General features: G+C 60.1%; 20 protein-coding genes and 2 rRNA genes (1 of these 22 cut by a window edge). 11 read left to right on the top strand and 11 right to left on the bottom strand.

Going from position 1 to position 22,687, the window contains the following annotated elements:
* The 3 genes from ACZ9IL_RS13830 to ACZ9IL_RS13820 all read left to right on the top strand — a co-directional run.
* Positions 1-1,965: ribosomal RNA gene (locus ACZ9IL_RS13830) — 23S ribosomal RNA — on the top strand (it extends 925 nt beyond the left edge of the window).
* A gap of 124 nt (positions 1,966-2,089) precedes the next feature.
* Positions 2,090-2,204: ribosomal RNA gene (gene rrf, locus ACZ9IL_RS13825) — 5S ribosomal RNA — on the top strand.
* Positions 2,205-2,509: 305 nt separating this feature from the next.
* Positions 2,510-3,142, top strand: a complete 633-nt coding sequence (locus ACZ9IL_RS13820) for a LysE family translocator (protein WP_476004021.1) — start codon at positions 2,510-2,512, stop codon at positions 3,140-3,142.
* Positions 3,143-3,232: 90 nt separating this feature from the next.
* On the opposite strand, the gene fis is transcribed toward ACZ9IL_RS13820, so the two are convergent.
* Together fis and dusB are read right to left on the bottom strand one after the other, a co-directional pair.
* Positions 3,233-3,529, bottom strand: coding sequence for a DNA-binding transcriptional regulator Fis (fis, locus tag ACZ9IL_RS13815; RefSeq protein ID WP_005309538.1), 297 nt, complete (start codon positions 3,527-3,529; stop codon positions 3,233-3,235).
* A 34-nt stretch (positions 3,530-3,563) separates the two neighbouring features.
* Positions 3,564-4,529, bottom strand: coding sequence for a tRNA dihydrouridine synthase DusB (gene dusB, locus ACZ9IL_RS13810; RefSeq protein WP_476004020.1), 966 nt, complete (start codon positions 4,527-4,529; stop codon positions 3,564-3,566).
* A gap of 292 nt (positions 4,530-4,821) precedes the next feature.
* Between dusB and ACZ9IL_RS13805 the strand changes: the two genes are divergently transcribed.
* The 4 genes from ACZ9IL_RS13805 (at position 4,822) to ACZ9IL_RS13790 (ending at position 9,629) form a co-directional block, all read left to right on the top strand.
* A complete protein-coding gene (locus ACZ9IL_RS13805; protein ID WP_476004019.1) occupies positions 4,822-6,228 on the top strand; it encodes a TolC family protein in 1,407 nt (468 codons plus the stop codon).
* A 73-nt stretch (positions 6,229-6,301) separates the two neighbouring features.
* Positions 6,302-7,306, top strand: coding sequence for an HlyD family secretion protein (locus ACZ9IL_RS13800; protein ID WP_476004018.1), 1,005 nt, complete (start codon positions 6,302-6,304; stop codon positions 7,304-7,306).
* Entirely contained in the window at positions 7,306-8,448 is a 1,143-nt protein-coding gene (locus ACZ9IL_RS13795) for an ABC transporter permease (RefSeq protein WP_476004017.1), read from the top strand. The genes ACZ9IL_RS13800 and ACZ9IL_RS13795 overlap by 1 nt, the downstream gene beginning before the upstream one ends.
* Entirely contained in the window at positions 8,445-9,629 is a 1,185-nt protein-coding gene (locus ACZ9IL_RS13790) for an ABC transporter permease (protein WP_476004016.1), read from the top strand. Before ACZ9IL_RS13795 ends, ACZ9IL_RS13790 begins: the two co-directional genes overlap by 4 nt.
* A 19-nt stretch (positions 9,630-9,648) precedes the next feature.
* Here ACZ9IL_RS13790 and ACZ9IL_RS13785 read toward each other — a convergent pair whose 3' ends face one another.
* The 3 genes from ACZ9IL_RS13785 to ACZ9IL_RS13775 all read right to left on the bottom strand — a co-directional run bounded on the left by ACZ9IL_RS13785 (position 9,649) and on the right by ACZ9IL_RS13775 (position 12,026).
* Complete coding sequence (locus ACZ9IL_RS13785; RefSeq protein ID WP_476004015.1) at positions 9,649-10,284, bottom strand: NAD(P)-dependent oxidoreductase; 636 nt, start codon at positions 10,282-10,284, stop codon at positions 9,649-9,651.
* Between the two features lie 125 nt (positions 10,285-10,409).
* Positions 10,410-11,264: a DnaA ATPase domain-containing protein gene (locus tag ACZ9IL_RS13780; RefSeq protein WP_476004014.1), complete on the bottom strand. Its 855-nt coding sequence runs from the start codon at positions 11,262-11,264 to the stop codon at positions 10,410-10,412.
* Between the two features lie 93 nt (positions 11,265-11,357).
* Complete coding sequence (locus tag ACZ9IL_RS13775; RefSeq protein ID WP_476005355.1) at positions 11,358-12,026, bottom strand: DnaT-like ssDNA-binding domain-containing protein; 669 nt, start codon at positions 12,024-12,026, stop codon at positions 11,358-11,360.
* Positions 12,027-12,328: 302 nt separating this feature from the next.
* Between ACZ9IL_RS13775 and ACZ9IL_RS13770 the strand changes: the two genes are divergently transcribed.
* Complete coding sequence (locus ACZ9IL_RS13770; protein WP_476004013.1) at positions 12,329-13,300, top strand: response regulator; 972 nt, start codon at positions 12,329-12,331, stop codon at positions 13,298-13,300.
* Between the two features lie 65 nt (positions 13,301-13,365).
* Here ACZ9IL_RS13770 and ACZ9IL_RS13765 read toward each other — a convergent pair whose 3' ends face one another.
* The 3 genes from ACZ9IL_RS13765 to ACZ9IL_RS13755 form a co-directional block, all read right to left on the bottom strand.
* On the bottom strand, positions 13,366-14,763 hold the full coding sequence (locus ACZ9IL_RS13765; protein ID WP_476004012.1) for a peptide MFS transporter: 1,398 nt from the start codon (positions 14,761-14,763) through the stop codon (positions 13,366-13,368).
* Positions 14,764-14,975: 212 nt separating this feature from the next.
* Positions 14,976-15,887 (bottom strand): UTP--glucose-1-phosphate uridylyltransferase GalU, encoded by a 912-nt coding sequence (galU, locus tag ACZ9IL_RS13760; protein ID WP_476004011.1) that lies wholly within the window; start codon positions 15,885-15,887, stop codon positions 14,976-14,978.
* A 94-nt stretch (positions 15,888-15,981) separates the two neighbouring features.
* On the bottom strand, positions 15,982-16,302 hold the full coding sequence (locus tag ACZ9IL_RS13755; RefSeq protein ID WP_476004010.1) for a ComEA family DNA-binding protein: 321 nt from the start codon (positions 16,300-16,302) through the stop codon (positions 15,982-15,984).
* A 164-nt stretch (positions 16,303-16,466) separates the two neighbouring features.
* Here ACZ9IL_RS13755 and cysQ point away from each other — a divergent pair, with 164 nt between their 5' ends.
* Positions 16,467-17,222, top strand: coding sequence for a 3'(2'),5'-bisphosphate nucleotidase CysQ (cysQ, locus tag ACZ9IL_RS13750; RefSeq protein ID WP_476004009.1), 756 nt, complete (start codon positions 16,467-16,469; stop codon positions 17,220-17,222).
* A gap of 93 nt (positions 17,223-17,315) precedes the next feature.
* Here cysQ and ACZ9IL_RS13745 read toward each other — a convergent pair whose 3' ends face one another.
* The 3 genes from ACZ9IL_RS13745 to ACZ9IL_RS13735 form a co-directional block, all read right to left on the bottom strand.
* Positions 17,316-17,612, bottom strand: a complete 297-nt coding sequence (locus tag ACZ9IL_RS13745; RefSeq protein WP_476004008.1) for a YciI family protein — start codon at positions 17,610-17,612, stop codon at positions 17,316-17,318.
* 24 nt (positions 17,613-17,636) lie between these two features.
* Positions 17,637-18,188: a septation protein A gene (locus tag ACZ9IL_RS13740; RefSeq protein ID WP_476004007.1), complete on the bottom strand. Its 552-nt coding sequence runs from the start codon at positions 18,186-18,188 to the stop codon at positions 17,637-17,639.
* A 104-nt stretch (positions 18,189-18,292) separates the two neighbouring features.
* Positions 18,293-19,816, bottom strand: coding sequence for an aminotransferase class V-fold PLP-dependent enzyme (locus ACZ9IL_RS13735; protein WP_476004006.1), 1,524 nt, complete (start codon positions 19,814-19,816; stop codon positions 18,293-18,295).
* A gap of 242 nt (positions 19,817-20,058) precedes the next feature.
* On the opposite strand from ACZ9IL_RS13735, the gene trhA reads away from it, so the two are divergent.
* Positions 20,059-20,691 (top strand): PAQR family membrane homeostasis protein TrhA, encoded by a 633-nt coding sequence (gene trhA / locus ACZ9IL_RS13730; RefSeq protein WP_476004005.1) that lies wholly within the window; start codon positions 20,059-20,061, stop codon positions 20,689-20,691.
* A 120-nt stretch (positions 20,692-20,811) separates the two neighbouring features.
* Positions 20,812-22,473 (top strand): putative transporter, encoded by a 1,662-nt coding sequence (locus tag ACZ9IL_RS13725; protein ID WP_476004004.1) that lies wholly within the window; start codon positions 20,812-20,814, stop codon positions 22,471-22,473.
* Positions 22,474-22,687 lie beyond the last annotated feature (214 nt).

Below are 22,687 nucleotides of genomic sequence, written 5' to 3'. Positions count from 1 at the left end.
GGGAGACACACGGCGGGTGCTAACGTCCGTCGTGAAGAGGGAAACAACCCAGACCGCCGGCTAAGGTCCCAAAGTTCTGGTTAAGTGGGAAACGATGTGGGAAGGCTCAGACAGCTAGGATGTTGGCTTAGAAGCAGCCATCATTTAAAGAAAGCGTAATAGCTCACTAGTCGAGTCGGCCTGCGCGGAAGATGTAACGGGGCTCAAACCAGGCACCGAAGCCGCGGATTCACACGTATGTGTGAGTGGTAGGGGAGCGTTCTGTAAGTCTGCGAAGGTGTATCGAGAGGTATGCTGGAGATATCAGAAGTGCGAATGCTGACGTAAGTAACGATAAAGGGGGTGAAAAGCCTCCTCGCCGGAAGACCAAGGGTTCCTGTCCAACGTTAATCGGGGCAGGGTGAGTCGACCCCTAAGGTGAGGCCGAAAGGCGTAATCGATGGGAAGCAGGTTAATATTCCTGCACGACTTGTAATTGCGATGGGGGGACGGAGAAGGCTAGGTGGGCCAGGCGACGGTTGTCCTGGTGAAAGTGCGTAGGCGGTATCTCTAGGCAAATCCGGAGATACAACGCTGAGACACGAGACGAAGCCACTACGGTGGTGAAGCCATTGATGCCCTGCTTCCAGGAAAAGCCTCTAAGCTTCAGATTACAAGTCATCGTACCCCAAACCGACACAGGTGGTCGGGTAGAGAATACCAAGGCGCTTGAGAGAACTCGGGTGAAGGAACTAGGCAAAATAGAACCGTAACTTCGGGAGAAGGTTCGCTCTTGACAGTGAAGTCCCTTGCGGATGGAGCAGTTGGGAGTCGCAGTGACCAGATGGCTGGGACTGTTTATCAAAAACACAGCACTCTGCAAACACGAAAGTGGACGTATAGGGTGTGACACCTGCCCGGTGCCGGAAGGTTAATTGATGGGGTTAGCGCAAGCGAAGCTCTTGATCGAAGCCCCGGTAAACGGCGGCCGTAACTATAACGGTCCTAAGGTAGCGAAATTCCTTGTCGGGTAAGTTCCGACCTGCACGAATGGTGTAACCATGGCCATGCTGTCTCCACCCGAGACTCAGTGAAATCGAATTCGCCGTGAAGATGCGGTGTACCCGCGGCTAGACGGAAAGACCCCGTGAACCTTTACTACAGCTTGGCACTGAACATTGAACCTACATGTGTAGGATAGGTGGGAGGCTTTGAAGGCGTGACGCTAGTTGCGCTGGAGCCGTCCTTGAAATACCACCCTTGTATGTTTGATGTTCTAACGCAGGGCCCTGAATCGGGCTCGCGGACAGTGCCTGGTGGGTAGTTTGACTGGGGCGGTCTCCTCCCAAAGAGTAACGGAGGAGCACGAAGGTTGGCTAATCCTGGTCGGACATCAGGAGGTTAGTGCAATGGCATAAGCCAGCTTAACTGCGAGACGGACAGGTCGAGCAGGTACGAAAGTAGGTCATAGTGATCCGGTGGTTCTGAATGGAAGGGCCATCGCTCAACGGATAAAAGGTACTCCGGGGATAACAGGCTGATACCGCCCAAGAGTTCATATCGACGGCGGTGTTTGGCACCTCGATGTCGGCTCATCACATCCTGGGGCTGAAGTCGGTCCCAAGGGTATGGCTGTTCGCCATTTAAAGTGGTACGCGAGCTGGGTTCAGAACGTCGTGAGACAGTTCGGTCCCTATCTGCCGTGGGCGTTGGATGATTGAAGGGAGTTGCTCCTAGTACGAGAGGACCGGAGTGAACGAACCTCTGGTGTTCGGGTTGTCACGCCAGTGGCACTGCCCGGTAGCTAAGTTCGGAATCGATAACCGCTGAAAGCATCTAAGCGGGAAGCGAGCCCTGAGATGAGTCATCCCTGACCCCTTGAGGGTCCTAAAGGGCCGTTGGAGACCACAACGTTGATAGGTGGGGTGTGTAAGCGCGGCGACGTGTTGAGCTAACCCATACTAATTACCCGTGAGGCTTAACCATACAACACCCAAGAAGTGTTCTGGGCCTTGTAGCAAGTGAACGAACTACTTATCTAATTCAGTGATAGTGACAAGGCAAACGCCTAAGTCGTTATTCACGTCAGCTTTCCAGATGAAGTTTTTTGCCTGGCGGCCATAGCGCCGTGGAACCACCTGATCCCATGCCGAACTCAGAAGTGAAACGCGGTAGCGCCGATGGTAGTGTGGCATTCGCCATGCGAGAGTAGGACACTGCCAGGCACCCAATTAGAAGAAGCCCGCTCAATCGAGCGGGCTTTTTTGTTGCCTGAAATTCGTGATTCAATCATTCTCTCTCCGTTATTTATGACTGCTTTATTAGCTTAATACTCCGTTAAATAAGATATTTCTGGTCATAATAGCTGCCTTATATCCTCCATATTTTCAGCCTCCTGCCCCGTTGTTGCCGTCTTTTGCCGCTTTTCGAGCGGCTATGCCTTCCGTTGATGTTCACTATTGCCCGAAACGGGAGTGACAAGACGGGCTGGATCCATAGACTGTGAGTTTCATCGACAAGGGAGTTGTGTATGTTGGGGATCCACGATTTGGCGTTGTTTATCGTCTCGGGGCTGTTGTTGAATATGATGCCGGGGCCGGACTCTCTGCTCATCATGCTGCGCAGCGGCTCACAGGGCTGGCGGGCAGGCTCGGTGGCGGCGCTGGGGATAGGGGCGGGTACCATGGTGCATGTGCTGGCGGCAGCCCTGGGACTGTCTGCCCTGCTGAGTGCCTCGGTCGAGTTGTTCGCCGTCATCAAGCTGATGGGGGCACTCTACCTGGTCTATCTGGGCATCTCGTTGCTCAGACAGGGGGCTAGCGCCTCCACAGTCCCCGAGCTCGCCGTGACGCTGCCTGCGCTCTCCTATGGCCGCATCTTCCGGCAGGGACTGCTGACCAATGTGCTCAATCCCAAGGTGGCGCTGTTCTTCCTCGCCTTCGTGCCCCAGTTTATCGCCCCCGATGCGCCCCAGAAGGCACTGGCCTTCATCGTGCTGGGCTGCATCTTCAACTTCAATGGCATGATCTGGTGTCATCTGCTGGCCTTCTCGACCGCCTATGCGAGCCGCAAGGTCCGTCTGCCTGTCTGGGCGGCATGCTGGCTCAATCGGCTGATGGGTGGGCTCTTTGTCGGGCTGGGGATCAAGTTGGCCGCGGAGTGACGCCCGAGCATGGTGAACGTCGGCCATAGAAAAAGGCGTACCCCATCGCTGGGATACGCCTTCGTCTGCACTGCCGCAGGATGACTGAAATCAGTTCATGCCGTAGCGTTTGAGCTTTTTACGCAGGGTACCACGGTTGATGCCCATCATCACGGCGGCGCGAGTCTGGTTACCACGGGTGTACTGCATGATCACGTCCAGCATGGGGGCTTCGACTTCGGAGAGAACCATATCGTACAGATCAATCACTTCCTGACCGTTCAACTGGGCCAGGTAGTTACGCAAGGCCTGTTGCACAGAGTCACGCAGGGGGCGCTGGGTCGGCTCGGCAGCGTGATTGTGAGTAGTTGTTACCAATGCATCAGAAGTCAGGGTTTGTTCGAACATATTCGGTCGGCTCTTTAGTTATGCGAGTTATGCGTTAACCTAATCCATCGAAATACACTTCAAGTGCTTCCAGTTGTGCATCTGCACAATCCAGAGCATTGAAATGTTTACGGAATTCTCGGCCCGTCTCTTCTTCATCCAGATACCAGCCCACGTGTTTACGGGCAATGCGCGCTCCCAGATATGCACCATAAAACTGGTGCAGGTTGGTAACATGCTCGTTCATCAGGGTGCGAACCTCTTCCCTGTCGGGAGGCGGCAGCTTGGTGCCCGTCTCAAGAAAATGACGGATTTCCCGGAAAATCCAGGGTCGTCCTTGCGCAGCACGGCCGATCATCACGGCGTCGACGCCGGTATAGTCGAGGACATACCGGGCCTTCTCCGGGCTGTCTATGTCGCCATTGGCGACCACAGGAATCGATACGGCCTGCTTAATCGCCCTGATAGTGTCGTACTCCGCTTCCCCCCGATAGAGGTCGGTGCGGGTACGACCATGCACGGCAAGGGCCGCGATACCGCAATCTTCGGCGATTCGGGCGATCTCCTCGCCATTGCGGTTATCCGGATCCCATCCTGTGCGGATCTTCAAGGTGACAGGCACCTCCACTGCATTCACCACGGCCTGGCAGATAGTTCTGACCAGCTCGGGTTGACGCAGCAGGGCAGAGCCCGCCAACTTCTTATTCACTTTTTTTGCAGGACAACCCATGTTGATGTCGACGATCTGAGCGCCCTGCTGCACGTTGTAGCGGGCGGCAAACGCCATCATCTCCGGGTCGGCTCCGGCAATCTGGACCGATCGCAATCCGCTTTCGGCAGAGTGATCCATTCTCATCCTGGTTTTCTGGGTATCCCAGACATCCGGGTTGGCCAGCAGCATCTCTGAAACGGCCATGCCTGCTCCCAAACGTAAACAAAGTTCACGAAATGGTCGGTCTGTTACACCGGCCATGGGGGCCACGATCAAGGGAGTTTCAAGCGTGTGGGGACCTATCTGCATTCCACGGTTACCATCGGCTTAGGGCGGCGTATATTACGCATTTTTTAGTCAGGAGAAAAGGTTAGTATTTGAGCGTCAGCCAATTTTTTCTGAAAAAAACGTCGCGCCAAGGCTTGCAAATTCAGGAGTGCTTGAAAATCAGGCATATTGTCTGAGACCATGATCGGGGTCAAATGAGTGAGGTACTCAGTGATTTGTCAGTCTCCCTCCGCCGCGGGTTTACGTTATGATAGCGAGCCTGAATCGAGCAAAGGCTCCACACAATTTTATTACAAACAGAAGTTGGGGATGTATGACGTCAAGGTTCATCAAATCGCTCTGGCCGTGCCTGTTGGGAGCCATGCTGGGCTCTGCCCAGGCGCAGACGGTGAGCTTCACCGAGGCCTGGAGCCGGGTCATCCAGCAGGATGATGGATTGGCGGCGGAGCAGGCCGGGGTGGCGCGGGCAGAGCAGCTGCGCGAGGCGGCCAAGGCCATGTACCTGCCCAAGGTGGATGTCGGGGCCAGTTATACTCACCTCGATCAGCCGATGGAACTCGACATGCTGGATCTCAACCCCATCGCCAATCACCCGGAGTTTGGCAAGGTGCTGGGGCCCGTCATGCAGGCGCTCAACCTCAGCCCCAGCGACTTCGTCACCCCCCTGACCAAGCAGAACGTGGTCACCAGCTCGGTCAAGATGCTGTGGCCGCTGTTCGTGGGCGGCCGTATCGATGCGGCGCAGGATATCCGCCAGGCCCAGGTGAGCGAGGCGCAGCAGTTGCTGGTGCTCAAGCAGCAAGCCACCTTCGAGAGCCTCTCCCAAACCTATTTCGGGGTGGTGCTGGCAGCTCAGGTGGTGCAGACCAAGCAGGAGATCGAGCAGGGGCTGGCCCATCATCTGGATCATGCCCGGAAGCTGGAGGCGCAGGGTCAGATCGCCAAGGTCGAGCGACTCTCCGCCCAGTCGGCCTATGACAGGGCGCGCATCGATACCCAGAAGGCGCGGCGCAGCCTGGAGATCGCCCAGCTGGCCCTCGGCCATCTGCTCAAACTCAAGCAGGCCGAGCCTAATACCCGGCTCTTCATCAACCAGGGGATGCCAGAGCTCGATCCCTTCGTGCAGGAGACCCTGGCGGTGCATCCCGGCCTCAAGCTGCTGGCGGCCAAGAAGGAGCAGGCGCAGGGGATGATCAAGCTGGAGAAGGGCAAATATGCTCCCGAGCTGTTCCTGTTCGGCAACTACAACCTCTATGAGGATGACTCCATCGTCTCCAAGACCACGCCGGACTGGCTGGTCGGGGTGGGCGTCAGCATGCCGCTGGTGAGCCGCGATGGCCGCTCCGAGACGGTGCAGGCCGCCAAGAGTGCCGAGTTGCAGGTCAACCTGCTGCAGGCCAAGACCCGCCAGGATCTGGAGTTGCTGGTCGAGAAGACGTGGCGCGAGGCGGCACAGGGGCTGGAGGAGTATCAATCCCTCTCCTCGACCCAGGCGCTGGCCGAGGAGAACGTGCGACTGCGGGACAAGGCGTTCGGCCAGGGGCTCTCCACCTCGCTGGATGTGGTGGATGCGCGCAACCAGCTGGCGGGGGTCAAGACCCAGCGCGCCGCCGCCGCCTATCAATATGTGATCTCCCTGGCTCGCCTGTTGGCGCTCTCCGGCCAGATGACCAGCTTCAATCAATATCAGCATGGGCAGGCGATCGAGGTGAACTCATGATCGCCGCCTTGTCTGCCCCTCTTTCCATGTCTGTTTCGACCGCCAAGGGTCGCCCGTTTGTCGAGGTGAATGCATGAGTCATCCCCCCATCAAGAAGAAGATGAGCCAGGGCAAGCCATTGCTGCTGCCACTGGCGTTGATCGTGCTGGTCATCTGGCTGGGCTGGCGTTTCTGGCTGGCTTACCAGCCGGAGCCGGTACGGTTGCAGGGCCAGATCGAGGCGCAGCAGTATTCGGTCTCCTCCAAGGTGGCGGGGCGCATTGCCGAGGTGTTGGTGAAGAAGGGCGATCAGCTGGCCAAGGGTCAGCTGGCATTCACTCTGGCGAGCCCCGAGATCGAGGCCAAGCTGAGCCAGGCCAAGGCGGGGCAGGCGGCGGCCGGCGCCCTGGCACAGGAGGCGGAGAAGGGGGCGCGGGCCCAGCAGATCGCGGCGGCCAAGGATCAGTGGCAACAGGCCAAGACGGCGGCCCAGCTCCATGGCAAGACCTATGAGCGCATCGCCAACCTGCACCGGGAGGGGGTGATGCCGCTGCAAAAGCGCGATGAGGCCTGGACCGCCTGGCAGGCGGCCAGATACAGCGAAGGCATGGCCTGGCAGCAGTATCAAATGACCCTGGAAGGGGCGCGGGAAGAGACCAAGGTCGCGGCCCGTGAGCAGGCCAAGATGGCGGCGGGCTCGGTGGCCGAGGTGGAGGCCTATCTGGCCGATACCCGCATCGTCACGCCCCATGCCGGTGAGGTGGCACAGGTGCTGCTGCGCAGCGGTGAGCTGGCGCCGCAAGGTTTCCCGGTGGTGACCCTGCTTGACATGGAGGATGCCTGGGCCCAGTTCCATGTGCGCGAAGATCTGTTGCCCCGCTTCCCGATCGGCACCGAGTTCGATGCCACCATTCCGGGCCTGGGCGACCAAACGGTCCGCTTCAAGGTCACCCACGTGGCGGTGATGGGGGACTATGCCACCTGGCGTGCCACCGACAGCCGACAGGGGTTCGACATGAAGAGCTTCCAGCTGGAGGCGCGCCCCTTGCAGCCGGTTGAAGGCTTGCGGGTTGGCATGAGCGTGCTGGTCGAACTCTGATGGCACGTGAATGGCGGCTGCTGTGGCAGGACCCGTTCAACCGGGCGCTGGTGAGCTGGATCCCGCTGCTGCTGATCGGGATCCTGTGCTGGGTCTTCTCGGCCGGGCTGGCGCGGGATCTCAAGATCGGCCTGGTGGACCTGGATCGCAGCGCGCTCTCCCGCCAGCTGGCATTCTCGCTGGATGGCTCAAGCGGGCTCAAGCTGAGCAATCAGTTTGATGCCATCGACGAGGGCGCACGCGCCCTGCGCGGCGGCGACATCTACGCCCTGGTGGTGATCCCCGCCCATCTGGAGCGGGATGCCCGCGAGGGTACCCAGCCCAAGATCACCGTGTTCAACAACGGCCAGTTCATTCTGATCGCCAAGCTGGTCAACTCGGCGCTGGCCCAGGTGGTCGGTACCCTCAACGGCCAGGTCGGCGTGCTGGCGGCCATGGCCGATGGCAAGGCGCTGCCCGGTGCCCTGGGGCAGTCGGTGCCCATCGCCAATCAGGTGACGGCGCTCTACAACATCAACTCCAGCTATGCCCAGTTTCTGCTGAGTGCCCTGCTGCCCGCGGTCTGGCAGATCCTGGTGGTGCTCTACGGTCTCAATGCGTTGGCTCGAACCGACAGACTCGGACTGGACTGGACCACCAGAGGGGTCTGGTTCGGCCTCTGGCGCACGCTGATGCCGCATGTGCTCATCGGGTGGGGTTGGGGGCTGGGATGGAGCCTGCTGCTGTTCAAGGCGCTTGGCTACCCCATGCAGGGCAGCTGGCTGATATTGATCCTGGGGTTGGGACTTGCCTCGGCCGCCTGCGTCAGCATGGGGGCTTTCTTTTACGCTGTCATCCGGGATCCGGCCCGTGCCTTGTCGCTGGCGGGGGCTTATACGGCGCCGGGCTTCGCCTTCATGGGGGTGACCTTCCCGGTCAGTGCCATGGGGGACTTCGCCCAGTTCTGGCGCAGCCTGTTGCCCATCTCCCACTACGTCGAGCTGCAGATAGGGCAGACCAACTACGGTCTGCCGCTCGGTGCGGCGCTACCCCAGTTTGGAGCCTTGCTGTTGTTCCTGTTGCCCCTGTTGGTGGTGATGCGCCGCTATCAACCGCAGGCGCAAGCCGCCCGCGAGCTGGTCAGCAAGGAGCCGGAATCATGATGGGTTTCTGGGATCTGGTGCGGCTCGAGCTGCGTACCCTGCTGGCGGACAGGGCCATCATGCTGACCCTGTTTGGCGGCGTCTTCTTCTACTCCTTCCTCTACCCGCAGCCCTATCTGCACCAGTTGCCACGGGAAGAGGCGGTGGTGGTGGTCAACGACGACGGCAGTCAGTTCTCCCGCCAGCTGGAGTTCATGGCCGATGCGACGTCCCAGGTAAAACTGGTGGCGCGAGTCGGCAGCCTGGAGGAGGCGCGTGAATGGTTGCTGAGCGGCAAGGCGAGCGGCATTTTGCATATTCCCCGCCACTTCTACCGGGATCTGATGTTGGGCAGGAGCGTGACCCTGAGCTATGCCGGTGACGCCTCCTATTTCCTGGTCTATGGCACCATCGCCGAGGGGCTTGCCCAGGCGGGCGGCACCCTGGCGGCTCAGGTCAAGGTGGCGCGCCTGCTCAGCCAGGGCGAGGCGTTGCCTCAGGCGGCCATGGGCTGGAGCGCGGTGGGGCTCAACGTGCTGCCGGTGTTCAATCCCAGCATGGGCTATGTGAACTACGTGGTGCCGGCGGTGTTCGTGCTGATCCTGCATCAGGTGTTGCTGATGGGGGCCGGCATCCTGGGGGCAACCCAGAACCAGCGCAGCGGGCGTGGCGAGCAGGGTTACTGGCAGAAGGTGCCGGTACTGCCCCTGCTGCTGGCGCGCACCCTGGTACTGGGCGGGCTCTTCGTGCTGCCGGTCACCTACTTCTTCGGCTTCTGTTTCGACCATTACGACATAGCGCGCAGCGCACAGCCTGCCGAGTTGTGGCTGTTCACCCTGCCGTTCCTGCTGGCGACCACCTGGCTTGGCATAGTGCTGGGTGCGCTCTTTACCCGACGGGATCTGCCCACTCAGGTGGTGCTGGTTTCGTCACTGCCGCTGGTCTTTCTCGCCGGCTTCATCTGGCCGCTGGAGCTCATTCCGGCGCCCCTCAACTGGCTGGCCCAGTGGGTGCCAAGCACCCCGGCCATCGAGGGCTTCCTGCGGCTGAACCAGATGGGGGCCGACTTTACTCAAGTGTCCCGCTACTGGTGGCAGCTGTGGGGCTTGGCGCTGCTCAATGGCACGCTCGCCTGCTGGCTGCTGGGGTGGCGCCAGCGGCAGTTGCCGGAGCCAGCAATGAAAACGGTCAGCCCAGGCTGACCGTTGTTTGGTGGCTGGATCAGCCGCGCTGCAGATCCGGATCGCCGATGGCGTAGATATGGCCGAGGGCCTGCTCGTTGGTGAGCAGTTGCAAACCCTGCATGGCCACGTCCTGGCGACGTACCAGGCCATGTACCTCTTCCCCCTGACTCAATACCGCCCGGCCGGTGGCCTCGCCATCCTGCAAGCCGGCTGGCCGCAAGATGGTCCAGGCCAGCGTGCTGCTCTGCAACCAACTCTCCGCCAGGCTCTTGAGCCGCACCTCGTGACCGAATGCTTCCCGTGCCCGTACGGGCAGATATTGCCAGCTGTCACCGCAGCCGAGGGAGGTCACCAGCAGCAGGCGCTTGAGCCCGGCCTGCTCCATGGCGTCTATCACATGGCGGTTGCCCTGGTAATCCACCGGCTGCGGCTGGCGAAAGCTCCCCAAGGTGGAAACAACCTGGGCTTCGCTGCCCGCCAGCAGGCAAGCCTGCGCGACTGCGGCCCCGTCCAGAGCATCCCCCTGGACGACCTCCACCCCCAATGCGTGCAGTTCGGCCGCCATTTCTGGGCTGCGGACCAGGGCCAGGACCCTGTGGCCCTGGCGCAGGGCCTGTTCGGTGAAGGCGCGGCCCAGCCCGCGGCTGGCTCCGAAGATGAGTGTGGTTGGCATGAGAGGCTCCCTTGAACAAAAAGGCTAGCCTAGGGGCTTGCTGATGCTATGTAAATGAGAGTTGTTTTTATTTGCGAGGGGAGAAGAAACAAAGGGCCAGCCGCTGATGACGCTGGCCCGGGTGATCAGCCGTTGTAGTGGCCGATGCTGGGGCGACGGCTGGGGCCGCTCAGGTGGATATCCACCGGGTTGAACGCCTTGATCGCCTCGAAACTGAAGTCACCGATGGCCTGATGCAGGCTCTGGGGGCTGTGGTTGGTGATGATGATGACGCTCTTGGAGAGGTTGCGACGGCGGCGCAGCAGGTGGCCGAGGAAGCTGGACTGGCTCTCCGCCATCTTGGCGCGGTTGGCCGCCACCTCGTCGATGATCAGCAGATCCACCTCTTCCAGGGCGCGGCGGTACTGATTGCGCTCTTCCTGATCCTGGATGACGTTGAAGAACAGCCGATCCACCACCGAGGCCCACTGCTGGAAGATCACCGATTTCTGATGCAGCTCGATCAGCTCGTGGGCCACGGCGCCCGCCAGGGTCGACTTGCCGGTGCCGTAGTCGCCGTAGATGAGCATGCAGCCGCCGCCACTCTTCTCCCAGTGCTCGAAGCCGCTGATGAAGTAACGGGCGGTTTCGATAGGGTATTGCAGCACGGGATCGGTGGCATCCATCTTCTCGAATACCCAGTCCGAATTGAGGTCGGCCTGAGCGATCAGCTTCTGGATCCGCTCCTGACGGGCGGCCTTCTGCAGCTCGCGCACCTCGGCGTTGGCCTTGGCGTCATACTCCTTGCGCAGGGTCTCGTAGTCGTACTGGCCACCGCCGGTCTGGGCTTGCAGGCGACGAATGCGCTCAAGCAGGCCACCCACGTGCTGGCTCAGTTCGGGATCGTGAATGCGGTGATCTTGTTTGGCTTTGGCGATCTTCCGGCGCTTGGCCTCGATCTCCTCCAGCTCCTGGCGCAGTGGATCGTGCGGGTCTGTCATGGAATGCTCCTTCTGCTGGGGCCGAGATGGCAAGGGCCTAGTCGTGGAGATACGAACAATGCTGCTAATAGTGCCTGCTGCGAAGCGTGGGGATCAATCATTATCCGGCCCCTGAGTCAGGCGTTTGGCCGTTTCGATCATCTCCTGTGCCCGTTTGCTCGGCCCTGCGTCGGCGGGGGCGGGGGTGACCTGCTGGTAACCCGTCACCACCGTCGGCTGGCGACGGGCATAGCGGCGGCTCTTGAGGGTACGGATAAACTTGAGCATCCACTGGTGCTGGGAGTCGAATACTTCGGGGCGGCCGAGCCAGTAAGCAATGAACTCCCCGAGATCCTCTTCGTTGTAGCTGGCATCGATCACCCCGCACAGACGGGCGAGGGCGGGCAACTCCTCATCCGGTCGCCACTGCAGGTGCATCTGGAACGGCCGCTCCGGCAGCGGGCTACGCACCCGCTGACTCAGCAGCGGCAACTGGAACGAGCACTGATGGTAGTGCTCACTGTCAGGCAGCGCCTCCACCTGCAACAATTCTGCTTCCATCAACTCATCGAGCAGTTCGGTCAGCTGACGGGCGTTGACCTGATAGCAGAAGCCGCTGGGATCGCCGGGATCCACCACCGCCAGGGCCCGTCCCAGCTCGGGATAATTGAGCCTGGCTTGCCGATTTTCCAGCACCAGCCTGCGCAACTGCAGGGTATAGAGGCTGCGAGCCGGATGGGACAATCTGGGATGAGCGAGGGCGCTGTATTCGGCTGGGGTCATGGTGTTCTTCAGGATCTGGAATGGGGGCATTATCCCTCATGGCGGGGTCTCATACAATTCACGGCTCACACACAAGCCAACGCGGCGATGGCTGGGCTCTCGCCAGCCGGATATGCCCGGTCGTGTACTGAGTCACCGGCTGGCCAGAAAATCTCGATAAAATAATCCGCCCATTTCAAATGGTTGGGCGCGGTCATGACAGTTTTAAGAGGGGGGGCGACAATATTGAGTGGCGAGATAGACCCCACATGTTCTAGGCTTAATACTCAAATAACCGTTTGACTAATAAGAGTTTTATTAAGATGTCAATGGCTGGACTACGGATCCTGGTGGTAGAAGATGAAGCAGTTTTTCGCCACTCGCTGGTAACTTATCTCGAGCATGATGGGGCCTGTGTGTTTCAGGCCGAAGACGGCATAGAAGGACTCTCCGCTGCGGCCCTCTATCACCCCGATATCGTGTTATGTGACCTCAACATGCCGAACATGGATGGGCATGAGGTCATCGCCTGCCTCGCGGCCCGCTACCCCGAGGTGCCGGTCATCGTCATCTCGGGCCAGGACAAGATGGCCTCGGTCGAGCGGGCGCTGCGGGCCGGGGCCAGGGACTTCTTCATCAAGCCGGTGTCGGACTACAGCCAGATCCGGCGCAGCATCGATCAGTGTCTGGCGGGCGGCGTGCAGCAGACCCAGCAGCTGGAGCTGATGGATCACATCGATTTTTTTCGGGGACACGACAGAGCCTCCAGTCGCCTGCTGGCCTGGCTGACGCCGCCTGGCTTGCAGGAGTGGGGCCCCTGGCAGGTGACCTTCGCCGGTATGGGCAATCTGTTTATCCCCGATACCTTCAAGCTGGGGGACAAGTTGCTGGTGTTGGTGATGGAGCTGCCCATCCTCGGCATGGATGCCGCCTTCTGCGGCGCGCTGGTGCGATCGCTGATGAATGGGCCCTACCGCCAGTATCAACAGCAGGAGAGCCTGCTGTTGAGCCAGCCCCACCGGCTGCTCGACTACTTGAATCTGCAATTGCTCGAATCGGGTCTGCGCCATTCATTTGCCATGGCGGCGCTGCTGTTCGATCAGGAGGACGGTCTGGTATTTGCCAATGCGGGCCTCACCTCGCCACGCTGGTTGATGCGCTCGGGCGGATTGCCCCTTGGATTGATGCGCAGCACCCGCTATACCTTGCACAAGCGCAGCTGGCACGAGCCGTTCGAGCTGCAATTTCGCAGCGACAGTGGCAGTGCACTGCGGATGCAGGTTCGCCACCACTGAATGGATGAACATAAAAAAACAGGGCGCCCAATGGGCGCCCTGTTTTTGTTTAGCATCCGTACCGATTAGACGGCGGCAGACTGCAGTGTCTTGTCGTGCTCGTCAGACTCTTTGGCCGGACCTTCGGCACCGTGCATCCAGTAGACCAGGCGATTGGCCATGGTCAGCAGGATCAGGGCACTGATCACGGCCGCGATTGCGATACCGCCGAAGATGGCGATGGCACCGGACTCACCGACGAAGGAACCCACGAAACCGGCGATGTAGTTGGCCAGGGCGACGAAGCCGAACCAGGCACCCATCATCAGGGAGGCCAGGCGCAGCGGAGCCAGCTTGGTCACCATGGAGAGACCGATCGGGGAGAGGCAGAGCTCACCCAGGGTGTGGAACAGGTAAGCACCGACCAGCCAGAACATGGAGGTCTTGACGGCCTGATCGCCACCTTGCTCCAGCACGGCACCGATCATGAACAGGAAACCGATGGCTAGGAAGAACAGACCCATGGCGAACTTCACCGGGGAGTTCGGCTCTTTATTGCCGAGCTTGATCCAGATAGCCGCCACAATCGGAGCCAAGGTGATGATGAAGAAAGGGTTCAGGGACTGGAACCAGGCGGTCGGCACTTCGAAGCTGCCGATCATGCGGTCGGTATATTCCTGCGCGTACAGGTTCATCAGACCACCGGCCTGCTCGAAGCCTGCCCAGAAGATGATGGTGAACAGACCCAGCACCAGAATGACCTTGATGCGATCAACTTCTTGTTTGGTCAGCGGGGCTTTTTGCTCTTTGGAGCGTTGCTCGGCGGCGCGTTGGGCGGCCGGTACGCGACCGATGTCACCCAGGAAGCGCTGTGCCATGGTGGCTTGCACTACCAGGGAGAGCAGCATGCCGATACCGGCGCTGACGAAGGCAGCCTGCCAGCCGTAGGCTGTGGCGGCGGCGCCGCAGATCACGCCTGCCAGCAGGGAGCCCAGGTTGATCCCCATGTAGAAGATGGTGAAGGCCCCGTCACGACGGTGATCGCCGGTCTCATAGAGGTCGCCCACCATGGTGGAGATGTTCGGTTTGAACAGGCCGTTGCCCAGGATCAGCAGGGCGAGGCCCGCATAGAAGAGGCTGTTGACCATGTCCGGGAACATGCTGTGGGGCAGGGCCAGGGTGAACTGACCCGCGGCCATGAAGATGGCACCAATCAGGATCGCGCGACGCTGACCCAGGAAGGTGTCTGCCAGCCAGCCGCCGATGATCGGGGTGATGTAAACCAGACCGGTATAGATGCCGTACAGCTTGAGGGCATCGGCCTGGGTCCAGCCCATGCCGCCGTTGGCGGTCATGTCGGTCAGATAGAGGACGAGGACGGCGCGCATGCCGTAATAGGAGAATCTCTCCCACAGTTCGGTACTAAAGAGCAAAAAAAGCCCTTTAGGGTGACCTAAAAAGGTCCCTTTAGACGGGTTATTCATGGAACTTCCACCTGTGTCTTATATTTTTTTAGGAATTTTATGCAAGGGCTAGAAACAAGCCATATTCCTTATAAAACATGCTGGATCGAATTACAATGAGATGATTTGACGATATTTTATCTATCAACGGTTGAATTTTTGTTTATAAAATGAAAAAAGGCATCGAATGATGCCCAGATTTTTATTCTGTGTATTGCGCAAATATTCAGCGATTACAACTGTTTGACAAACTGTTTCAGCCAGGCGGTGAATTCACCGTCCAGTTCCCGATGGCGCACGCCATATTCCACGTTGGCTTTCATATAACCCAGCTTGCTGCCGCAATCGTGGCTGCGACCCTTCATGAAGTAGGCATTGACCTGCTCGTGCTCCATCAACATGGCGATGGCATCGGTCAGCTGGATCTCGTCCCCGGCACCGGCGGGGGTCTTCTCCAGCAGCGGCCAGATGTTGGCAGAGAGTACGTAGCGGCCGACCACGGCGAGGTTGGAGGGGGCTTCGTCACGGGGCGGCTTCTCGACGATGGCTTTCATCGGCAGCGACATGCCGGCGCTCAGCGACTCGCCCTTGATGTCGGCGATGCCATACTTGTCCACTTCACTCTCGGGCACGGCTTCTACCATGATCTGGCTGATATGCTCGTCCTCGAACAGATGCACCATCTCCGCCAGGTTGTCATGCTTGAGATCGCTGGCGACCTCGTCGATCAGCACGTCCGGCAGCAACACGGCGAAGGGCTGATCCCCGATCAGCGGGCGGGCACAGAGCACCGCATGACCCAGCCCCTTGGCCTCGCCCTGGCGCACATGCATGATGGTGACGTCTTTCGGACAGATCTGTTGCACCTCTTCCAGCAGCTGACGCTTGACCCGCTTCTCCAGAGTCGCTTCCAGCTCGAAGCTCTTGTCGAAGTGGTTCTCGATGGAGTTCTTACTGGAGTGCGTCACCAGGATGATCTCCTTGATGCCGGCGGCGATGGCTTCACGCACCACATACTGGATCAGCGGCTTGTCGACCACTGGCAGCATCTCTTTCGGGATGGCCTTGGTGGCGGGCAGCATACGGGTGCCCAGGCCGGCGACGGGAAGAACGGCCTTGCGAACAACGAGCGGGGTCTTTTTCATGGAAATGAGTCCGAAGATACGAAGTGGGTTCATGATACCCGAAGAAAAATAGGGCAGCCACAGGCTGCCCTCAGGATGACAGGGGGTAAACCGGTTACTTGACGATAATCATGTCCCGATTTGCATCCAGGGTGGCGGGTCCGATGCCGCTCACGTCGGCCAGCTGATCCACCGAGGTGAACTTGCCCTGCTTCTCCCGATAGTCGACGATGGCCTGCGCCTTCTTCTCGCCAATGCCTTTGAGTGCCGCGAGTTCAATGGCGCTGGCGGTGTTCAGGTTGATCTTGCCGACCTCCTTGGCGCTGGCAACGGTGGCGGCGGGCTTGGCTGCCGGCTTGTCGGCGGCCAGTACCGGCTGGCTCAACAGGGGCAGGCAGCCCAGCAACAGGGCGGCGATCAGGGTCTTTTTATTCATGGTTTCACATCCTTGTTAGGTGCCATGTGGCTATAGAAAACTAGTCGAGCTGCGCCACTTTCTGTCTGTCAGAAGTCACAAGGAATAACTCAGTTAAATCGGCTATAAGCTGAACCTGTCTCTTCGGGTACACTGGCTAACCACTTGAGCGAGATACCTTTTCCATGTACCTACCCGCCATTTCCGAGCTGGAGCCCATCGCCCGTGCCGCCGGTGAGGCCATCATGGCCATCTATAGCAAACCCTTCGCGGTGGAGTACAAGCAGGACGAGAGCCCGCTGACCGCCGCCGACAAGGGGGCCCATGAGGTGATAGTGCGAGCGCTGGCCACCTTGACGCCGGACATCCCCGTATTGTCGGAGGAGTCTGGCTCCGAGGTCATGGCCGAGCGGCTCGGCTGGTCCCGCTACTGGCTGGTGGATCCGCTGGATGGCACCAAGGAGTTTGTCTCCCGCAACGGTGAGTTCACGGTGAACATCGCGCTGATCGACGCTGGCAAGCCGCTCTGGGGGCTGGTCTATGCACCGGTGCTGGACAAGCTCTGGTTCGGCGGCAAGGGGCTGGGGGCCTGGCGGATTGACGAGAGTGGCACTGTCGCGATCCAGACTCAGGCTCATACAGAGGGGCTGGCCTGGCGGGTGGTGGGCAGTCGCAATCATCTGTCCCAGGCGACCCTGGACTATCTGGCGCCGCTCGGGGAGATCAAGCTGGTGGCGATGGGCAGCTCGCTGAAGTTCTGCATCATCGCCGAAGGGGGCGCCGAGCTCTACCCGCGGCTGGCCCCGACCTGTGAGTGGGATACCGCAGCGGCGCAGGCGGTGCTGGAAGGGGCGGGTGGCAGCGTGACCCAGCTCGATGGCTCACCCCTGGCCTACAACAAGCCGGATATTCTCAATCCCTGGTTTGTGGCGCGGGCCTGATACCCACCGTCGCCAGCTGTGTGCGGCGCAGCAACGAAAAGGCCGGACAGTGTCCGGCCTTTTGCATTCCGATTCTTAACGATCACCGCCGCCTCAGAATACCTTCTTGTAGGGCTTGATGGTGACGCGAGCGTAGACGCCCGCCGCCACATAGGGATCGGCGTCAGCCCAGGCCTTGGCGTCGGCCTGGCTACCGAACTCGGCGATCACCGTGCTGCCGGTGAAGCCGGCATCGGCGGGATCCTCGGCATCGATGGCCGGGTTGGGACCTGCGGTCAGCAGTCGCCCCTCATCTTGCAACGCTTGCAGGCGGGCCAGGTGGGCGGGACGGGCCAATTTACGCTGAGGCAGGCTGCCTGCCACGTCTTCGGAGTAGATCAGATACCACATGAGAGAATCCTTTTCTGGTAGCGGTTATTTTTTCTGTTCTGCTTTCTGCTCGGCGGGCAGATGGCGATAGAGGTAGACGCCGCTGAGCAGGGTGAACACCAGCGTCATGCCCAGCAGGCCGAAGACCTTGAAGTTGACCCACATCTCCTGCGACAGGTTGAAGGCCACATAGAGGTTGAGCAGACCACAGAGGGCAAAGAATGCGACCCAGCCCAGGTTGACGTGATCCCAGATGCGATCCGGTGCCTGCAGCTCCTTGGCCAGCATCTGCTTGATGAGGTTTTTGCCAAAACCGTAGCGGCTGATCAGCAGCGCGAGAGCAAACAGCACGTTGATGACGGTGACCTTCCACTTGATGAAGGTATCGTCGTGAAAGAACACGGTGAGGCCACCGAAGAACCCGACCAGCAGGAAGGTGAACAGCTGCATCTTCTCGACCTTGCGATAGCGGATCCAGCTGTAGGCGAGTTGCAGGCCGGTGACCACCACCAGGGCGCCGGTGGCGGTGTAGATGTCGTAAAACTTGTAGACCGCGAAGAAGACGATCAGGGGAATAAATTCAATAAACTGCTTCATGCTGGGCTCATCAACCTCAAAATTTGACTCAGTGTACCTGCCCGTTAGGCAACGGCAAATGAATAAGACCCGCCGGATGGCCGCCGGCTCCCGTTATTTTCCGGTCACTCCCTGGGGCTGGTTGCCTCAAACAGCTCCAGGGCGATGGTCTCGCCGAGCCGCAACTGATCCGCCAGCAGCTCGCGGATGTGGCGCTCCTCGATCAACGGATTGAGCAACACGGCGCGCAGCAGGGTGAGTGGTTGCACACCGTAACGCCCTACCGCCCGCTGGGTGCGGGAGACGAAGCTGTGACCCTCGGCCCGTTGCGCCTTCTGCAGCGTCACGTTGAACTGGTTGATCTGCTCGTTGGCTGCTTCATCCAGCGTCTTGCCCTGCAGATGGGGTGGGATGCAGCGGTAGGAGAGCAGGTTCATCACCGGCGCCGACATCAGCTCGAAGGCGGGGCTCGCCTCGATCAGGCTGGCCATCAGCCGTGCCCTGTCGTAATTGGCTTCGATGAGCTCGGCATAACCCTGCTGGCCCAGCAGTTGGAAGGCCGCATCCAGGTAGAGCGCATTGGCCGGGCGGGTGCCCTCCAGGGTGAAACGCCCCTGATCGAAGGAGCTGGCACGAATGGCGTAGGGAGCTTCCCGCTTGACGGCCATCATCATATCCGGCTGGCGGCAGAGCAGCATGCCGGTACCGAGCGGTACCAACAGCTGCTTGTGGCCATCCAGGGTCACCGTATCGGCCTGCTCAATCCCGGCCAGCAGCCCCTGATAGCGAGGGGAGTAGAGCGTCGGGCCGCCCCAGGCGGCATCCACATGCAGGTGGATCTGTTCGCGCCGGGCGATGGTGGCGAGTTCGGGCAAGGGATCGATGGAGCCAAAGTCCGTGCTGCCGGCGACCCCGATCAGTGCCAATACCTTGAGCTTCTGCGCCTTGCACTGTATTAGCGCCGCTTCCAGCGCCGGGATGCTGAGCCGGTTGTCGGCGTCGGTGTCGAGCCGCCACACGTTCGATGCTCCCAGCCCCAGCAGATCCATGCCCTTGTCGAAGGAGTAGTGCATCAACCGTGAGCCCAGCACCACGGCGCCGCGATAGCCCTGCTCATAAAGTGCGAACAGGTTGTCGCCACAGGCCCGGTTGCGAGCCAGCCAGAGGGCGGTGACGTTGGCGATGGTGCCACCGCTGGTCATGACGCCGAGCGCCGCGTCCTTGGCGTGCATCTGTGCCTGATAAAAATCGTCGCCCTCGCGATAGATGAGGCGGTGCAGCTTGGCCAGCACCTCCCGCTCCAGGAAGCTGAGCAGGCGGGAGGATTCCATCTTCATCGGATTCTGGTTGAGCATCACCAAGAGACGCGACAACTCGGCGGTGAAGGCCGGCAGTGGCGCCGTCATGTGCCCCATGTAGCGCGGGGAGGTGAGATGGGAGGCGCCGGGCACCAGGGTGGCGAGCCGAGTGAGGTACTCTGTCGTGCTGATGCCGGTGGCGGGCATGCGGGACTGATCGAGCTGATGAACGAAGTGATCGCGCTGGTAGGGAGCCTGGCTGTCATCCGAGTGATGAAAGGTCTCCAGCAGGGTGGTCATGGCCTGGCCGAAGGCCGGATCCGGTTGTGTAAAGAGTTCAGTCAGCTTCATCAGGTTCTCCAGACCAGCGTGTCGGGCAGAAAATAGCGGGCAGAAAGCGTGCCGCCAGACATGGCCATCAGCACGGGCGGCTGGTGGCGTCGGCCGCAGAGCATACACCAAAGGCCCCTGGGGAACAGCCATCTCCTGGCGCTCTGGCGCCCGGGGTAGTTGCCTCAATATTTTTGAGCTAACACTTGTAGCCTGAAATCAGGGCCGTTAGAGTGAGCCAGAGTTTGGGCAGGGAGTATGCGATGAGTGATGTGACGGGGTATTCCCCGAAAGAGGAGTGGGCCAATCGCCTCAGCCATGGGGTGGGGCTATTGCTCGGAATAGTTGGGCTGATCCTGCTGCTGCACAAGGGCTGGAACGAGGGGCCACAGGTGCTGCTGAGCTATGGTCTCTACGGCGCCAGCCTGGTGTTGCTCTACCTCGCCTCGACGCTGTATCACAGCATGGCGTCGGAGGCGGCCAGACGCAGGTGCAAGGTGTTCGACCACTGCGCCATCTACCTGCTCATCGCGGGTACCTATACCCCCTTCCTGCTGGTGGCGCTCGACACGCCGCTGGCGCAGGGACTGATGGTGGTGATCTGGGGGCTGGCGCTGGCGGGAGTAGTGTTCAAGTTGCTGTTTATCAACCGTTTCAAGCGGTTGTCGCTGTTTACCTACCTGATGCTGGGCTGGCTGTCGCTGGTGGTGGTTTATCAGCTTTATCTGCATCTGGCGGGAGAGGGCTTGCTGCTGCTGGGAGTCGGCGGCCTCATCTACAGCCTGGGGGTGATCTTCTATGTGGCGAAGCGGATCCCCTATAACCACGCCATCTGGCACCTGTTCGTGCTGGGGGGCAGCCTGTGTCACTTCGTGGCCATCTATGGTTACATCTAAAACTAACCCTTAGTTGGTATTTAAGAGCCCATGAAAGGCTGAATTCGTGCGGCACCCCACAGTTGCCCCTTTCGTTTGCTGACAAGCTAGGCGCAGTTCAGCTTGGAAAGGATGCACACGATGAGTGAGATCGCGCTTTCCATCAGCATGTTGTCGCTGGTGGCGGTGCTGGGACTCTGGCTGGGAAACTGGCGGGTCTATGGCGTTGGGTTGGGAATTGGCGGGGTGCTGTTCGGTGGCATCATAGTGGGTCACTTCGCCGGTCTGTCCGGTTTGCAGTTAAATGAGCAAACACTTCATTTTATTCAAGAATTTGGCCTGATCCTGTTCGTCTATACCATCGGCATCCAGGTTGGCCCCGGCTTCTTCTCCTCCCTGCGCAGCTCGGGTCTCAAGCTCAACGGTTTCGCGGCCCTGCTGGTGCTGCTCGGCTGCGTGGTGGCGGCGGCCTTGCATCAGCTGTTCGACGTACCGCTGCCGGTGATCCTCGGGGTCTTCTCCGGCGCGGTGACCAACACCCCCTCCCTCGGGGCGGGACAGCAGATCCTGGCGGAGCTCGGTGCCAATCCTGGCACCACAGGCTTGATGGGGATGGGCTATGCGGTGGCCTATCCGTTCGGGATCTGCGGCATCCTGCTCACCATGTGGCTCATTCGACTGTTCTTTCGCATCAAGATCGAGGAAGAAGCGGCCGAGTTCGAGCAACAGGCTGGCAAGACCAAGGAGAGCCTGCAGACCATCAACATCGCGGTGCGCAACCCCAACATGCACGGTCTGATGCTCGGCGAGATCCCGAGCCTGGACGAGGCCGACGTCATCTGCTCCCGGCTCAAGCGGGGCGACGAGCTGATGGTGCCCAGGCCGGATTCGCGCATCGAGCTCGGCGATCTGCTGCACCTGGTGGGTGAGCGGCACGCCCTGCACAAGGTGCTGCTGGTGCTGGGGGAGGAGGTGGATACCTCCCTCTCCACCCGGGGCACGGATCTGCGGGTCGAGCGGGTGGTGGTCACCAACGAGCAGGTGCTCGGCAAGCGGATCCGCGACCTCGACATCAAGCAGAAATACGATGTGGTCATCTCGCGCCTCAATCGGGCCGGCATCGAGCTGGTGCCGACCAGTCAGACCAGCCTGCAGTTTGGCGACATCCTCAACCTGGTGGGGCGGCTCGAGGCCATCGAGGCCGTGACCAGCGTGGTGGGCAACGTGCAGCAGAAGCTGCAGCAGGTACAGATGCTGCCGGTCTTCATCGGCATCGGCCTCGGCGTGTTGCTGGGCTCCATCCCCTTCTACCTGCCGGGCTTCCCGGCGGCGCTGAAACTGGGGCTGGCAGGGGGGCCACTGGTGGTCGCGCTGATCCTGTCGCGCATCGGCAGCATCGGCAAGCTCTACTGGTTCATGCCGCCGAGTGCCAACCTGGCGCTGCGGGAGATCGGCATAGTGCTGTTCCTGGCCGTGGTGGGGTTCAAGTCCGGTGCCGGTTTCATCGACACCCTGATCAACGGTGATGGCCCGGCCTGGATGATGTATGGCATGGCGATCACCCTGATCCCGCTGCTGGTGGTCGGGGTGCTGGCGCGCCACTATGGCAAGCTCAACTACCTCACTCTCTGTGGTTTGCTGGCGGGCTCCATGACTGATCCTCCCGCCCTGGCATTCGCCAACGGCATGCACCCTACCAGCGGGGCCAGTGCCCTCTCTTACGCGACCGTCTATCCGCTGGTGATGTTCCTGCGGATCATCTCCCCTCAACTGCTGGCCATCCTGCTCTGGGCCGGCGCCTGATCTAGCGCAATACGGGAGCCCACCGGGGCTCCCGTGTTCAAACTTTCATAATCGATATTATTGATTTAACTAATCTTATTACCTTTCACCCACCCTTCGTTTTCAGCCCATAACCAGGCTTCATATTGGTCTGTTCGTTCGATTTTTCTCACTGGTTTCTAGCCTGGTTAACGGGCACATTAGACACTGGAAAAACATGCCCATTGATATTTCA

Source organism: Aeromonas sp. TECH754, from assembly GCF_056279295.1.
Note: the sequence above shows the minus strand (reverse complement) of the source record. Positions and strands in the feature narration are given on the sequence as shown.